Origin of the sequence: Neorhizobium sp. NPDC001467 (genome assembly GCF_050275975.1) — a bacterium.
GTDB lineage: Bacteria > Pseudomonadota > Alphaproteobacteria > Rhizobiales > Rhizobiaceae > Neorhizobium.
Window position 1 is genome coordinate 170,325 of sequence record NZ_JBNNPS010000005.1, and the last position, 13,798, is coordinate 184,122.

Sequence of the window (13,798 nt, forward strand, 5' to 3'; positions counted from 1 at the left end):
TTATTTCTTTCGTCCGGACATGACGCCCGCGATCAGTTTCGGCGCACTCGATTTCAATGCTTCCCCGCGTCCCGAAAGAGACGGGTTGGTCATGAAATACTGCTGGGCGTTGAAAGGTTCCTCTCCATGACGAACCTCCATCCGCCGTGACGTGCCGTCGGGCAATATCTCGTAGCTCTGCTGATTGTCAATGAGATTGCCCAGCATGATCTGTGAAAGAACCTGTTCATGCACGGTGGGATTGAGGAGCGGCACCAGCGTCTCGACGCGGCGGTCGAGATTGCGCGGCATCATGTCGGCCGAGCCGATATAGACAAGCGCCTTTTCCGATGGCAGGCCAAAGCCGTTTCCGAAGCAGAAAATGCGGCTGTGTTCGAGGAAGCGGCCGACGATAGACTTGACGCGGATATTGTCGGACAGACCCTGAACCTGCGGTCGCAGGCAGCAGATGCCGCGGATGACGAGATCGACCTCGACGCCGGCATGGCTGGCGCGGTAAAGCGCATCGATGATTTCCGGATCGACAAGCGAGTTCATCTTCATCCAGATGGCGGCCGGCTTGCCGGCGGTTGCATGCGCGATCTCCTCCTCGATATGACGCAGGATGCGCGGACGCAGCGTGTAGGGCGAAACCGCCAGCTTCATGCTTTCGGTCGGCTCGCCGTAACCGGTGATGAAGTTGAAGATATTGGCCATGTCGTGGCCGATCTTCGGGTTGCAGGTGAAGAATGACAGGTCGGTGTAGATCTTGGCGGTCACCGGGTGATAGTTGCCGGTGCCGAGATGGCAATAGGTGCGCAGCTTGCCGTCTTCGCGGCGCACGACCATCGACATTTTGGCGTGCGTTTTCAGCTCGATGAAACCGAACACGACCTGCACGCCGGCGCGTTCGAGGTCGCGCGCCCAGCGGATGTTCGCCTCTTCGTCGAAGCGCGCCTTCAGCTCGACCAGCGCCGTCACCGACTTGCCGGCTTCGGCGGCATCGATCAGGGCTCTGACGATGGGGCTGTCGTTGGAGGTTCTGTAGAGGGTCTGCTTGATGGCAAGCACGTCGGGGTCGCGCGCCGCCTGCAGAAGGAACTGCACCACCACGTCGAAACTTTCGTACGGATGGTGAACCACCATGTCCTTTTCGCGGATGGCGGCGAGGCAGTCTCCGGCGTGTTCGCGGACGCGTTCGGGAAATCGCGCATTGTAGGGTGGAAATCGCAGGTCATCGCGGGGCGCCTTGGCGATCTCGGATATCGTGTTCAGCGCCAGGAGGCCCGGCAGAACGGCGACGCGGTTTTCTGGCACGCCGAGTTCCTGCACCACGAACTGGCGCAGCGAGGCGGGCATTTCGGAATCGGTTTCGATGCGGATAACCTTGCCGCGGCGGCGACGCTTGAGCGCCGTCTCGAAGAACCGCACGAGGTCTTCGGCCTCTTCCTCGACTTCCAGATCGCTGTCGCGGATGATGCGGAACGTACCGGCGCCCCTGACCTCGTAACCGGGGAAAAGGCGGTCGGTAAACATGCTGACCACGTCTTCGAGCGTGATGTAGCGGACGGTCGTTCCGGCATCCGGCAGGCGGATGAAGCGATCCAGCGTCGTGGGCAGGCGCAGCAGACCCGTCATTGGCTCGCGGCCAAGCTTGCTGTGCAGTTGCAGACCCATCGAAAAGCCGAGATTGGGGATGAACGGGAACGGATGCGCCGGATCGATGGCAAGCGGCGTCAGGACCGGGAAGAGGTCCTCCTCGAAATCGGTCGCCAGCCAGTTGCGATCTTCCTCGGTTAGCGCTGCCGGGCGAACGATCAGGATATCTTCCTGGGCGAGATATTGCTGCAGAACGGCAAGCGACGCCTGCTGCTCCATCTGCAGGTTATCGATTTCCTTGAGGATTTCTTCAAGCTGCTCGGCCGGCGTCTTGCCGTCGGGACTGCGCACGAGAATGTTCTGGCGTACCTGGCCTTCGAGGCCGGCAACGCGGACCATGAAGAACTCGTCGAGATTGGCGGCCGAAATCGACAGGAAGCGGATGCGCTCCAAGAGCGGATGATCGGTGTTGAGCGTCTCTTCAAGAACACGCCGATTGAACTGCAGCCAGGAAAATTCGCGGTTGATGAAGCGTTCGGGGCTGGCGATCAACTCGTCGAAGCTCGGGGTCACCTCGATGTCCTGAGCTTCATGCGTGTCGGCGATCTGGTCCATTGTCCATCCCCTGAAATAGTGACCTTGCGGCGGTATAACGTTTTGACGACGGAACTGTGACAGTCAACCTTCCGCTTCGTCGACGCCGCGTTCCTCGCCGAAGCTTTCAAGAACCTCGGCCGCAAGACTGCGGTTGATACGGGTGCCGCGCGAAAGCGCCAGCCGATCGATCCGTTCGACGATATGCTGCGCGGCGGCAAGCGACCGTTCCATCCTCGCCACGATATAGGCGACAATCTTGTCATCGATATTAAGCTGGCGATCGGCAAACAGCTTGACGATCACCTGCGCCAGAAGGTCCTCGTCCGGCTCGCCGATCTCGACGATGGTTGCAGCCTTCAGCCGCGAGCGCAGGTCGGGCAGGGTCACGCCCCAGGCCGAAGGCCATGTGCGCGCCGTCATCAGCAGGCTCGACCCGTTCTCGCGCACGCTGTTGATGACATGGAACAACTCGGTATCGTCAAAGCCGCGACGGTCGGCATCCTCGAACAGGACCGGGCCGTCGGCCGCAAACCGGCTGGCGTGCTGGCCCGGCAGCGGGTGAATATCGCGCGCGCCGCTTTTGTCGCGCCAGATGCTGGCCAGATGGGTTTTGCCGGAACCGGCGGGACCGGCAAGCACGATGACCGGCGACGGCCAGGCGGGCCAGTTGTCGACAATGGCAACGGCGGCGCTGACCGGGCCGGACACGAGCAGATCGTCACGGCCCGTTGCCGGGTCGTGGGAAAAGGACAGCGCCAGTTGCTCGCTGCGCTTTTGCGTCTGCCTGCCGTTTTCGCTCATTCTGATTTCTGGACGGTAATCTGGTTAGTCCCGGCATGGTCTACCGCGGAGGCTCTATCCTCCTCCCATGGCAGCGCTTCCGAACGCCCGTAATACATGTCGCTGTCAAGATATCGCGACAGGACGAAGCGGACAAGAACACCAACCATGGCGGCGGCTGGGACGGCGACCAGGAGGCCGACGAAGCCGAACATGGCGCCGAAGGCAAACAGCGCAAACATCAACCAGACCGGATGCAGGCCGACGCTGGAGCCGACAAGCTTGGGCTGCAGGATGTTACCCTCGATGAACTGGCCGAGAAAGAACACGGCGGCCGTCGCAATGATCCAGGTATATTCCGGCCAGAACTGCACCAGCGCGACGCCGACCGACAGGACGAGACCAATCAGCGAACCGATATAGGGAATGAACGAGATCATGCCGGCGACGAAACCGATCAGCAGGCCGAAATTGAGGCCGACCAGCGACAGGCCGACCGCATAGAAAATGCCGAGGATGAGGCAGAGCGAGCCCTGACCGCGGATGAAGCCGGCGACCGAGCGATCCATTTCGCGGGCGAGTTGTCGCACCACCTGCACCTGATCGCGGGGCACCCAGCTATCGACCTTGCTGACCATGCGGTCCCAATCCAGCAGCAGATAGAAGGCAACGACCGGGGTGACGATGAGAAGCGACACGACGTCGACGATCGCCTTGCCGGAATTCCAGACCTGCGCGAACAGCGTACCGACGAACCCGGCCCCCTGGCTCAGCACCTCGGAGAAATTGTCCTTGACCGTCTCGACCTGGCTCGTCACCCATCCGGGCAGGACCGAGGTTTCGGGACTGGAGAGGATCTGCTGCAACTGGCTGATATAGCCCGGAAGTGCTGCCGCGAACTGGCTGAACTGGTTGACGACCACCGGAATGACCAGCATCAGCGACAGGGCGAAAATCAGTACGAAGCCGACAAGGATCAGTACCGACGCCATCATGCGACTGAGGCCGCGCCGCTCCAGCCAGTCGGCTACCGGATCGAGGAAATAGGCAAGCGCCATGCCCGCCACGAAGGGCAGAAGGATGGTGCGGAAGAACCACAGGAAAACGACGAACAGCAGGAAGACGACGAGCCAGAAATAGATATAGCGCCGCAGACTGCTTCCGCTGACATGATAGGGCATGAGTGGTCCTTCCGGCCGTGTTCCGTGCAGTTGGGATATGAAGGCGGCACCGGGGAAGGTCAAGCTTGGGCGGCGGGATAAGCGGGCGTCTGTGGATCGCCTCGGGCAAAAGCCTGTGAACGAAGCCGAAAAGCACGGGCAACCCATGGCGGCGCTTGCATCCGAAGGCCCGTCGTGCCATGGCGGGCCAAACGATTTCATGCATGCATCCGACCGGGCTTCGCTTGGCTTCAGCGTTTACGCAGGCGTTCCGGCAGACATGCGACAGCTTCACTGGAGAAGATGCGATGAGCGAGGCGGCGGGCAAGAACGGTCTGACCTACAGCGATGCGGGCGTCGATATCGATGCAGGCAATCTGATGGTTGAAAAGATCAAGCCGGCCGTGCGCTCGACGCGCCGCCCCGGCGCCGATGGCGAAATCGGCGGCTTCGGCGGCCTGTTCGATCTCAAGGCGGCAGGTTTCAACGACCCGATCCTGGTTGCCGCCAATGACGGCGTCGGCACCAAGCTGAAGATCGCCATCGACGCCAACCGTCACGATACCGTCGGCATCGACCTTGTCGCCATGTGCGTCAACGATCTCGTCGTGCAGGGAGCCGAGCCGCTGCTCTTCCTCGACTATTACGCCACCGGCAAGCTCGACCCGGAACAGGGTGCAGCCATCGTTCTTGGGATTGCCGAAGGCTGCCGTCAGGCCGGTTGCGCGCTGATCGGTGGCGAGACCGCCGAGATGCCCGGCATGTACTCCGAAGGTGACTACGATCTCGCCGGCTTTGCCGTCGGCGCAGCCGAGCGTGGCAAGCTTCTGCCGGCCGGTGATCTGGCCGAAGGCGACGTCATTCTCGGTCTCACCTCTTCCGGCGTTCACTCAAACGGCTTTTCGCTGGTGCGCAAGATCGTCGATCTTTCGGGCCTGAGCTGGGACGCCCCTGCCCCGTTCGCGGACGGCAAGACACTCGGCGAAGCCCTGCTGACGCCGACCCGCATCTATGTGAAGCCGCTTCTGACCGCGATCCGCAACACCGGTGCCCTCAAGGCACTCGCCCACATCACCGGTGGTGGTTTTCCGGACAATATTCCGCGCGTCCTGCCTGATCATCTGGCTGCCGAAATAGAACTCGGCAACATCCCGGTTCCGGCCGTGTTCTCGTGGCTCGCGAAGACCGGCGGCGTTGCGCCTAATGAAATGCTGCGCACCTTCAACTGCGGCGTCGGCATGATCGTCGTCGTTGCGGCTGAAAACGCACAGACCGTGACCGAGGCGCTGGCCACTGAGGGCGAAACCGTCGTGCAGCTTGGCCGCATCGTTGCGCGCGAAGAAGGCGGCGCAGGCACCGTATACAAGGGCACGCTTGGCCTATGATATCGGTTGAACCGGTTTGTGGCCGCAAGCGCGTCGTCGTCTTCATCTCGGGCGGCGGTTCCAACATGGTGTCGCTCGCCGACGCCTGCGCCTCTCAAGGCTTCCCGGCCGAGATCGTTGCCGTCATTTCCGACAAGCCGGATGCCGGCGGGCTTGCCAAGGCGGCCGCGCGTGGCATCATGACCCGGGTGTTCGAACGCCGCGCCTATGGCAGCAAGATCGAGCACGAAATGGCGATCCTCGACGCGCTCGATGTGATCAAGCCCGACATCATCTGCCTTGCCGGTTACATGCGGCTGATCTCGGGCGCGTTCGTTTCCCGTTACGAAGGCCGGATCATCAACATCCACCCGTCCCTGCTGCCGCTTTTCGCCGGCCTGCACACCCATCAGCGCGCCATCGATGCGGGCATGAAGATCGCCGGCTGTTCCGTGCATTTCGTCACGGAGGGCATGGATGAAGGCCCGATCGTGGCCCAGGCGGCCGTGCCAGTGCTTGCCGGTGACACGTCCGAGACGCTGGCGGCGCGTGTGCTGACCGTCGAGCACAAGCTCTATCCTCTGGCACTGAAAGCGCTGGCCGAAGAAAAGGTGCGGATGGAAGGTGGCAAGGCAGTTTCCGTACCCGGTGCGGATGCCAGCGGTACGGACCAAAGGATCGTTTCGGCCGGTCTCTGAGCCGTCATCGACTGCTACGGACGTTCAGCATTCCTTGTATTGGCTGGAGCAGTCGACATCGCGACGGCTTTGCTATTGGCGTGGCGGCGATCAAACCACCGCGATTTGCGAAGGCAATAGCCGCACCCCTGAGGCGTCGGCATCTCGCGTCGCACCTGCCGCTCGCCACGCTCGACAAACCGTTACGCGCAGCAGCGGCACGGGAAGGTGTGCCGCTGCTGGCTCCCTGACGTCTGCCTCTCGACAGTGTCAGCGCCATCCCAACGTCGTGCTGCGGCCGAGGTTCCGATCACAGGACGCCGCGATTGAGCTTGGCCCATTGCAGTGCGATAATCGTCTTCGCATCGGTGATGCCACCGGTGGTGATCATGCCATAGGCCTCGTCGAGGCCAAGCGTCACAACCTCGATGTCCTCGCCCTCGCCCGCAAGCCCGCCGCCGAGACCAACCCTGTCATCGGTCCTGATTGCCGCGGCAAAAAGCGAAAGCCTTTCGGTCAGAGCGCCGGGACTGGCATGGACTTCGCAGATATAATGCGGCTGCTCTATCCTGAACCCGGTTTCCTCCATCGCTTCGCGCACCACCGCCTCGGAAGATATTTCGCCATCGTCGATGATGCCGGCCGGCAGTTCCAGCATGAAAGCGGGATCACCATTGACGAAGGCGCCGGGGCGGAACTGCCTTACCAGAACGACCCGGTCTTCCTTCACGTCCAGCAACAGGATGGCGGCCGCATTGCCGTGGTCATGAACCTCGCGATCAATCGTGACGACATCGCCGTTCGGCATGCGCTGCTCGAAGGTGAGCATGTCCAGTTGCACGAAGCCCTTCCACAGGTTTCGGCGGCCGACAAGGCGCACGCGTTCGGTTTCGGCGGTGTCGATGTCGATCATGTCCATTCCTGTCTTTCGATTGGCCGGCTGCGCCATCACGCTTTCCGCATCCAGACCCGGTTGTCGTGGAAGGCGGCGCCGCCATAAGGAGCAACTGCATCGGCACCGGTCAAGAGATTGATGCCTTCGCCGTCCAGATGCGCTGCGTTGGGCCACAAGCCTTCGGCCACCAGGACGCCGGGCCGTGCACCGGCAACGATGCGGGCATGCAGGCGAATGTCCCCGCGCCCGTTTCCGATGCGCACGATGTCACCTTCAGCGATACCAACACGCGCTGCATCGGAGGGTTCGATCATCACGTCCGGCCTGCCTTCCTTCTGCACCGAGCCTTTTGTTTCGGTGAAGGAGGAATTGAGAAAGCTGCGCGCCGGCGAAGTCGCCAACCGGAATGGATGCGCTTCATCTACCGTCTCGATCAGGTCCACATGATCCGGGAAGGCCGGCAGATGAGCAACCGGCCCGAGCGGCCCGACGTTTTCCGGCGGCTTGTCCGGCGAAGGGCCGTTGGCCCAATCCGGGCTGAAGCGGAACTTGCCGTCATCGTAGCCAAAGCCGTTGAGATAATGTGCGGTGTCGAAATCGGGCTGCGCATCGATCCATTTGTCGCGGGCAAGATCGGCGTAACCCGGCCAGCCGCTATCGGAAAGGATGCGGTCGATGTGGCTGCGCTCGTCCTCGCCGAAGCCTGGCAGGTGACTGACACCGAGCCTTTTCGCCAGCTCCTCAATGACGAAGAGATTGGTGCGCACGGTTGACGGCGGCTCGACGATCTTGGGCCCGAGCAGGATGTGCATATGGCCGCCGCCGCGATAAAGATCGTCATGTTCGACGAACATGGTGGCCGGCAGGACGATATCGGCGACCTTGGCGGTATCGGTCATGAACTGCTCGTGCACGGCGACAAACAGATCGTCGCGCAAGAAACCGTTGCGGACGAGGCGCTGTTCGGGCGCGACATTCATCGGGTTGGTGTTCTGGATCAGCAGCGCATCGACCGGGCCGCGATGGCGCAGCGCCTCGGCGTCGCCGGTCAGCACGCGGCCGATCTGCGATTGATCGAGCATGCGGATATCGGGATCGACAAAGGCCGTTCCCATCAGATGCGCCTTGTCGAGGCGGTAGATCGCCCCGTTATTGTGAAACGCGCCGCCACCCTCATATTGCCAGGAGCCGAGCACCGTGGCGATCGAAAGCGCAGCATGCATGGCAGCGGTGCCGTTGCGCTGGCGGGCAAAACCATAGCCGAGGCGGAAGAAGGTCTTCTTGGTCGTGCCGACCAGTCGCGCGAAGGCCTCGATCTCTTCCACCGACAGGCCCGTGATGGCAGATGCCCATGCCGGCGTGCGGGTTTTCAGATGCGCCTCAAGCCCCGCAGGGTCGTCGGAAAACTTCGCCATATAGGCACGATCGGCATATCCATCGCGGAAGGCGATATGCATGACGGCGCAGGCGAGCGCCGCATCGGTGCCGGGACGCACCGTCAGCGCCATGTCTGCCTGTTTCATGGTGGGGTTGTCGTAGATGTCGACCACGACGATCGTTGCACCACGTTCCTTGCGGGCCTTGATCGCGTGGGTCATGACATTGACCTGGGTGGAAACGACATTCGATCCCCAGATCACCACGCAATCCGACTTGCCGATCTCGCGCGGGTCGGGACCGCGCAGGTCGCCCGTGCCCATGACATAACCGGTCCAGGCCATGTTGGTGCAGATCGTGCCGAAGAAACCGGAATATTTCTTGGCATGGCGCAGGCGTTCGATACTGTCGCGCTGCACCTGGCCCATCGTGCCGGCATAGAAATAAGGCCAGACCGCTTCCGAGCCATGGCGGGCTTCGGCCTTTACGAATGCATTGGCGATTTCGTCGAGCGCTGCCTCCCAGGAAATCTCCTGCCAGCTGCCGTCGCCCTTGGCCCCTGCCCGCCGCTGCGGCACCATCAGGCGACCGGGGTGATAGAGCCGCTCGGCATAACGCGCGACCTTGGCGCAGATGACGCCAGCCGTATAGGTATTGTCGGCCGAGCCACGCACCCGCCCGATCTTCCCCTCGGCGGTGATATCGATATCGAGCGCGCAGGCGGAGGGACAGTCGTGCGGACAGACGGTATGGGCCACCGAATTGTGTCCGGGCAGGCCTAGGGCGGAGATGGGCGTCGCAATGTTCATCGGTTTTCTATATGGCATGGGCGGAGCCGTCAAAAGCACGATCTGCGGCTCATCACGATTATTCATCCGGAGCATTCATGAACTACCGCCACATCTATCATGCCGGCAATTTTGCCGATGTTCTCAAGCATGCGGTGCTGGCGCAGCTGGTCGTCTACATGCAGAAGAAGGACAAGGCCTTTCGCGTGCTCGATACGCATGCGGGTATCGGCCTCTACGATCTTTCCTCCGAAGAGGCTCAGAAGACCGGCGAATGGCGCGACGGCATCGGCAAGGTGATGGCGGCGGAGTTTTCGCCACAGGTCGCCGCCGTGCTGAAACCCTATATGGATGCCGTGCGCGAACTCAACCCGGGTTTCGATACCGATGGCGCGCTGAAACTCTATCCAGGCTCGCCAAAACTGTCGCGCATGCTGTTTCGCCCACAGGACCGGCTGGCGGCGATGGAACTGCATCCCGACGATCATAACCGCCTGTCGCGCCTGTTCGAGGGCGATTTCCAGACGCGCGTGACCGAGCTCGATGGCTGGCTGGCACTCGGCGCGCATCTGCCGCCGAAGGAAAAGCGCGGCGTGGTGCTGGTCGATCCGCCTTTCGAGATCGAGGGCGAATATGATCGGCTGGTAAAGGGTCTGGCCACGGCTTACAGGCGTTTTCCGGGTGGCACTTACTGCCTTTGGTATCCGTTGAAGAAGGGCGCGCCGATCAAGGCGTTTCACGAGCAGTTGCAGGCTCTGAACATCCCCAAAATGCTCTGCGCCGAACTGACGGTCATCAGCGATCGCGAAACGACGGGGTTGAACGGTTCCGGCCTCATCATCGTCAATCCGCCCTTCACGCTGAAGGACGACCTGCATCTGCTGCTGCCGGCCTTGAAGGACGTTATGGCGAAAGACCGCTACGCCTCGCAGCGCGCTTTCTGGCTGCGCGGCGAAGAGATGATTGAGCGCGACGACGAATAGCTGAGGATGGCGTCGTCAGGCGCCTTTTCCATCAGCTTTCGTGTTGTTCTCCGCGACGGAGATCGGGCGCATTGTTCAGCCTGAATTGCGAGCGTTCGAAAATCAGGATGACCACCAGCGCCATGACGAACGGAATGATCAGGTAAAACAGCCGGAACACCAACAGAGCCGCAATGACGTCGGCCTGGTTCATGTCGGGCAGCCCCATCAGAAACACGAGTTCGAGCACGCCAAGCCCGCCCGGCGCATGCGAAAGGAGCGCTGCCGAAAACGAGATCAGGAATATGCCGAGCACGATCATGAAACCGGGATTGCCGGCCTCAGGCAGCGCAAAATAGATGATGCCTGCGGCCCCGATCAGCTCGACTGGCGCCAGCAGCAATTGCGGGAGAACGACTTTCGGGGCCGGATAGAAAATGTTGATCGAGCCGAGTTTCAGCGGCTTCAGCTTCATGAAGCTCGCGACAACGTAGAGACCGATCAGGGCGAGGATGAGCACGCCGGTTGCCGCCGATGCCTCGACTGGAACCAGATCGCCGAAACGATCGATCAGTTCCGGCTCATAGACCAGAACCAGCCCCGCCAGAAGCAGCGTCCCGAGGATGAAGGTGAAGGAACAGATGGCGATGAGAACGCCGATTTCAGCCGGCGTCAGGCCGCGCGTCGAATAGGCCCGATAACGCACGACGGCACCGGAAACGACCGAGGCGCCGACATTATGGGACAGAGCATATGTGGTGAAAGAGCAGATGGTGATGAACCACCAGTCGATCTTTTTGCCAAGATGCATAAGCGCGATGCGGTCGTAGCCGGCAAGCGCCGCATAGGCGACCAGCGTGGATATCGCCGCCAGCACCCAATGCGTCGCGGGAATGGCGACAAGACTGTCCCACAGATCGTCGAGCGACAGGCCACGCAATTCCTTGTAGAGAAGCCAGGCCGAAAGCGCTATCGTCAACGCGCCCACAGCCGGCCAAAGGTATTTCCTCAATGTCATCAAGCCGTTTCGCTCTTCACTCCTCACCACGACAGCCATTCGCCGCCGACCGCGAAGCAGCAGCTTAGCCGCCAAATTGCTAACCATTCAACCTTGCCGACGCATTCGTGTTCCACTGACCGGGATTTTTTGCTGATGACGGGAAAACTCTTGTCTGCCCTTGGGCACGCCACGCTTGCCATGGCAGTGCTTTGCTGCGTTCTCCTGCCGGCCAACGCCACCTTCGCGCAGGAGAACAATCAGTCGCGCAATCAGGCGCGCGGGCAAGCCGGCGTATTCGATTTCTACGTCCTGTCGCTGTCATGGTCGCCCACCTTCTGCGCGGCGCAAAAGAGCGGCCGCAATGCGCAGCAATGCGGCAGCACCACCGATTTCGGCTTCATCGTGCATGGTCTATGGCCGCAATACGAGCGCGGCTACCCGGAATTCTGCAAGGTCGATGAGCCGGGCCGTGTGCCGAATGCGCTGGGCGAGCCGCTTTTCGACATCATGCCGTCGATGGGGCTGATCGGTCATCAATGGCGCAAGCACGGCGCCTGTAGCGGGCTGTCGCAGCGCGACTATCTCGCCGCCATCCGCACCGCCTATCAGCGCGTCAAGCTACCGGTCGCGCTGACCGACGCCGCGCAGGCCCGCACGCTTTCCGCCCGCGCCGTCGAGGAGGCGTTCGTCGAGAGCAATCCCGGCATGGATGCCAAGGGGATCGCCGTCACCTGCGAACGCGACAAGCTGGAAGAGGTGCGCATCTGCATGACCAAGGATTTCGCTTTCCGGCCCTGCGCGGAAGTCGACAGACGCAGTTGCTCGCTCACCAGCCTCACCCTGCCGGCCGCACCATGACACCCAACCGTCCACAGGAACCCGTATGAAAATTCTCTATTCGCCCGCCTCGCCCTATTCGGCAAAGTGCCGCATGGCTGCGCGCTATCTCGGCCTCGATGTCGAAAACGTGAAAACCGACACCAACGCGGCACCGGCCGATCTTTTGGACAGCAATCCGCTGGGAAAGATCCCGGTGCTGATCCGGGACGACGGGCGCGGCATCTATGACAGCGTCGCCATCATGTCCTATCTCGATCGCGTCTCCGGCGGCCGGCTTTATCCGAAAAAACATGAAAAACGCACGGATGCGGAAGTCCTGGAGGCGTTGTGCGACGGCATAACCGACTGCCTTCTTGCCATCGTATACGAGCGTCGTTTCCGCCCGGAAGACAAGATTCACCAGCCCTGGATCGACAAGCAGTGGGAGAAGGTGACACGCGGCCTTGACCATCTGGAAAAGAACCTGCCGAAAACCGGCAAGAAACTGAATGGCGGACATTTTTCGCTTGCAGCCCTTCTCGGCTATCTCGATCTGCGTTTTGCCGGTCAATGGGAAGAGGAACGGCCTTTCCTGGCGGCCTGGCGCGAAACCTTTGCCAAGCGTTTTGGCGCCTATGACGAGATGAAGTCGAACGCATAAGTCGGTCGTCCGATACGCTCCATGCGACCTTAGGCGGAGAGCCGGCTGCAAAGCTTGCTCTCCCCATCTCCTTCGCTAGTATCCGTTGAGCGGCGGGAGGCCGCTATGGAGGAGATGTCATGAAACACCTCGCGTTCACGCGACGGGCGGCGCTTGCCCTGGCGGGCTCGGCCCTGACCCTGATATCGCTCGGCTCGGCAAGGGCCCAGAATTTTCCCGGCAACACGGTCACGCTGGTCGTGCCCTTTGCCGCCGGCGGGTCGACCGATGTGGTCGGACGTGTCGTTGCCCAGAAGATGGGCGAGATCCTCGGCCAGCAGGTCGTGGTCGAAAACGTCGCCGGCGCCGGCGGCAATCTGGGTGCCGACCGGGTGGCGCGCGCCGAACCCGACGGCTACACGATCCTGATGGGAACGGTGGCGACACACGCGCTGAACCCATTGATCCTGAAGACGAAACCCTACGATCCGGAAAAGGATTTTTCACCCGTTTCGCTGCTTGTCGTGGTGCCGAACGTGCTGGTTGTCAATCCGCAGCTTCCGGTCAATTCGGTGCAGGAACTGATCGACCTGTTGAAGAAGGAACCGGATAAGTATTCCTACGCCTCGTCCGGCAACGGCACGCCGCTGCATCTGTCGGGTGAACTGTTCAAGAGCATGACCGGGACCAGCATGCAGCACGTGCCCTACAAGGGCGCAGGACCCGCACTCAACGATCTGGTCGGCAACCAGATCTCCATCATGTTCGACAACCTGCCCTCCTCTTCGGGCCATATCAAGGGCAAGACGCTGAGGGCGCTGGGCGTGACAACGAAGGAACGCGCGCCTTCCTTCCCCGAAGTGCCGACGGTTGCGGAAACCGTGCCGGGTTACGAGACCTATACGTGGAACGCACTCTTTGCCCCGAAAGACACTCCACCGGAGGTGGTGGCCAAATTGAACGAGGCCGCAAACGCGGCGCTGAAGGATCCGAAGGTGGTGGAGCGGATGAAGGAATTCAGCGCCACGATCGTTGGGTCGACGCCGGAAGAGCTTGGCAAGCATGTGACAGCCGAACTGGCGAAATGGGGACCGGTGGTCAAGAACGCCAATATCCAGATGGATTGAGCTACGGCAGCACGCTCCTTCGTCATCCGCGGCC

General features: G+C 61.5%; 12 protein-coding genes. 6 read left to right on the forward strand and 6 right to left on the reverse strand.

All coding sequences use genetic code 11. The features are described from left to right. The 3 genes from ACQKKX_RS12725 to ACQKKX_RS12735 all read right to left on the reverse strand — a co-directional run bounded on the left by ACQKKX_RS12725 (position 1) and on the right by ACQKKX_RS12735 (position 4,136). Entirely contained in the window at positions 1-2,193 is a 2,193-nt protein-coding gene (locus ACQKKX_RS12725; protein ID WP_427571058.1) for an RNA degradosome polyphosphate kinase, read from the reverse strand. Between the two features lie 63 nt (positions 2,194-2,256). Next, entirely contained in the window at positions 2,257-2,976 is a 720-nt protein-coding gene (hdaA, locus tag ACQKKX_RS12730) for a DnaA regulatory inactivator HdaA (protein ID WP_427571059.1), read from the reverse strand. Next, complete coding sequence (locus ACQKKX_RS12735; RefSeq protein ID WP_427571060.1) at positions 2,973-4,136, reverse strand: AI-2E family transporter; 1,164 nt, start codon at positions 4,134-4,136, stop codon at positions 2,973-2,975. Before ACQKKX_RS12735 ends, hdaA begins: the two co-directional genes overlap by 4 nt. A gap of 287 nt (positions 4,137-4,423) precedes the next feature. On the opposite strand from ACQKKX_RS12735, the gene purM reads away from it, so the two are divergent. Continuing rightward, positions 4,424-5,500 carry a phosphoribosylformylglycinamidine cyclo-ligase gene (gene purM, locus ACQKKX_RS12740; protein WP_427571061.1) on the forward strand — a complete coding sequence of 359 codons (1,077 nt, stop codon included), beginning with the start codon at positions 4,424-4,426 and terminating at the stop codon, positions 5,498-5,500. Next, positions 5,497-6,177, forward strand: a complete 681-nt coding sequence (gene purN, locus ACQKKX_RS12745; RefSeq protein ID WP_427571062.1) for a phosphoribosylglycinamide formyltransferase — start codon at positions 5,497-5,499, stop codon at positions 6,175-6,177. The genes purM and purN overlap by 4 nt, the downstream gene beginning before the upstream one ends. Positions 6,178-6,466: 289 nt before the next feature. Here the strand turns inward: purN and ACQKKX_RS12750 are convergent, their stop codons facing one another. Together ACQKKX_RS12750 and ACQKKX_RS12755 are read right to left on the reverse strand one after the other, a co-directional pair. Next, complete coding sequence (locus tag ACQKKX_RS12750) at positions 6,467-7,069, reverse strand: NUDIX domain-containing protein (protein ID WP_427571063.1); 603 nt, start codon at positions 7,067-7,069, stop codon at positions 6,467-6,469. Between the two features lie 35 nt (positions 7,070-7,104). Beyond that, entirely contained in the window at positions 7,105-9,255 is a 2,151-nt protein-coding gene (locus tag ACQKKX_RS12755; protein WP_427571064.1) for a molybdopterin-containing oxidoreductase family protein, read from the reverse strand. A gap of 59 nt (positions 9,256-9,314) precedes the next feature. On the opposite strand from ACQKKX_RS12755, the gene ACQKKX_RS12760 reads away from it, so the two are divergent. Next, a complete protein-coding gene (locus ACQKKX_RS12760; protein ID WP_427571065.1) occupies positions 9,315-10,199 on the forward strand; it encodes a 23S rRNA (adenine(2030)-N(6))-methyltransferase RlmJ in 885 nt (294 codons plus the stop codon). 31 nt (positions 10,200-10,230) lie between these two features. On the opposite strand, the gene ACQKKX_RS12765 is transcribed toward ACQKKX_RS12760, so the two are convergent. Next, on the reverse strand, positions 10,231-11,196 hold the full coding sequence (locus tag ACQKKX_RS12765) for a lysylphosphatidylglycerol synthase domain-containing protein (protein WP_427571066.1): 966 nt from the start codon (positions 11,194-11,196) through the stop codon (positions 10,231-10,233). Positions 11,197-11,331: 135 nt separating this feature from the next. Here ACQKKX_RS12765 and ACQKKX_RS12770 point away from each other — a divergent pair, with 135 nt between their 5' ends. From ACQKKX_RS12770 to ACQKKX_RS12780, 3 genes are all read left to right on the forward strand, one after another. Next, the gene (locus ACQKKX_RS12770) at positions 11,332-12,036 is read left to right on the forward strand and encodes a ribonuclease T2 family protein (protein ID WP_427571067.1); all 705 of its coding nucleotides are present in this window, start codon (positions 11,332-11,334) and stop codon (positions 12,034-12,036) included. A gap of 25 nt (positions 12,037-12,061) precedes the next feature. Next, complete coding sequence (locus ACQKKX_RS12775) at positions 12,062-12,658, forward strand: glutathione S-transferase (RefSeq protein ID WP_427571068.1); 597 nt, start codon at positions 12,062-12,064, stop codon at positions 12,656-12,658. A gap of 119 nt (positions 12,659-12,777) precedes the next feature. Continuing rightward, positions 12,778-13,764 carry a Bug family tripartite tricarboxylate transporter substrate binding protein gene (locus ACQKKX_RS12780; protein WP_427571069.1) on the forward strand — a complete coding sequence of 329 codons (987 nt, stop codon included), beginning with the start codon at positions 12,778-12,780 and terminating at the stop codon, positions 13,762-13,764. Positions 13,765-13,798: the final 34 nt, after the last annotated feature.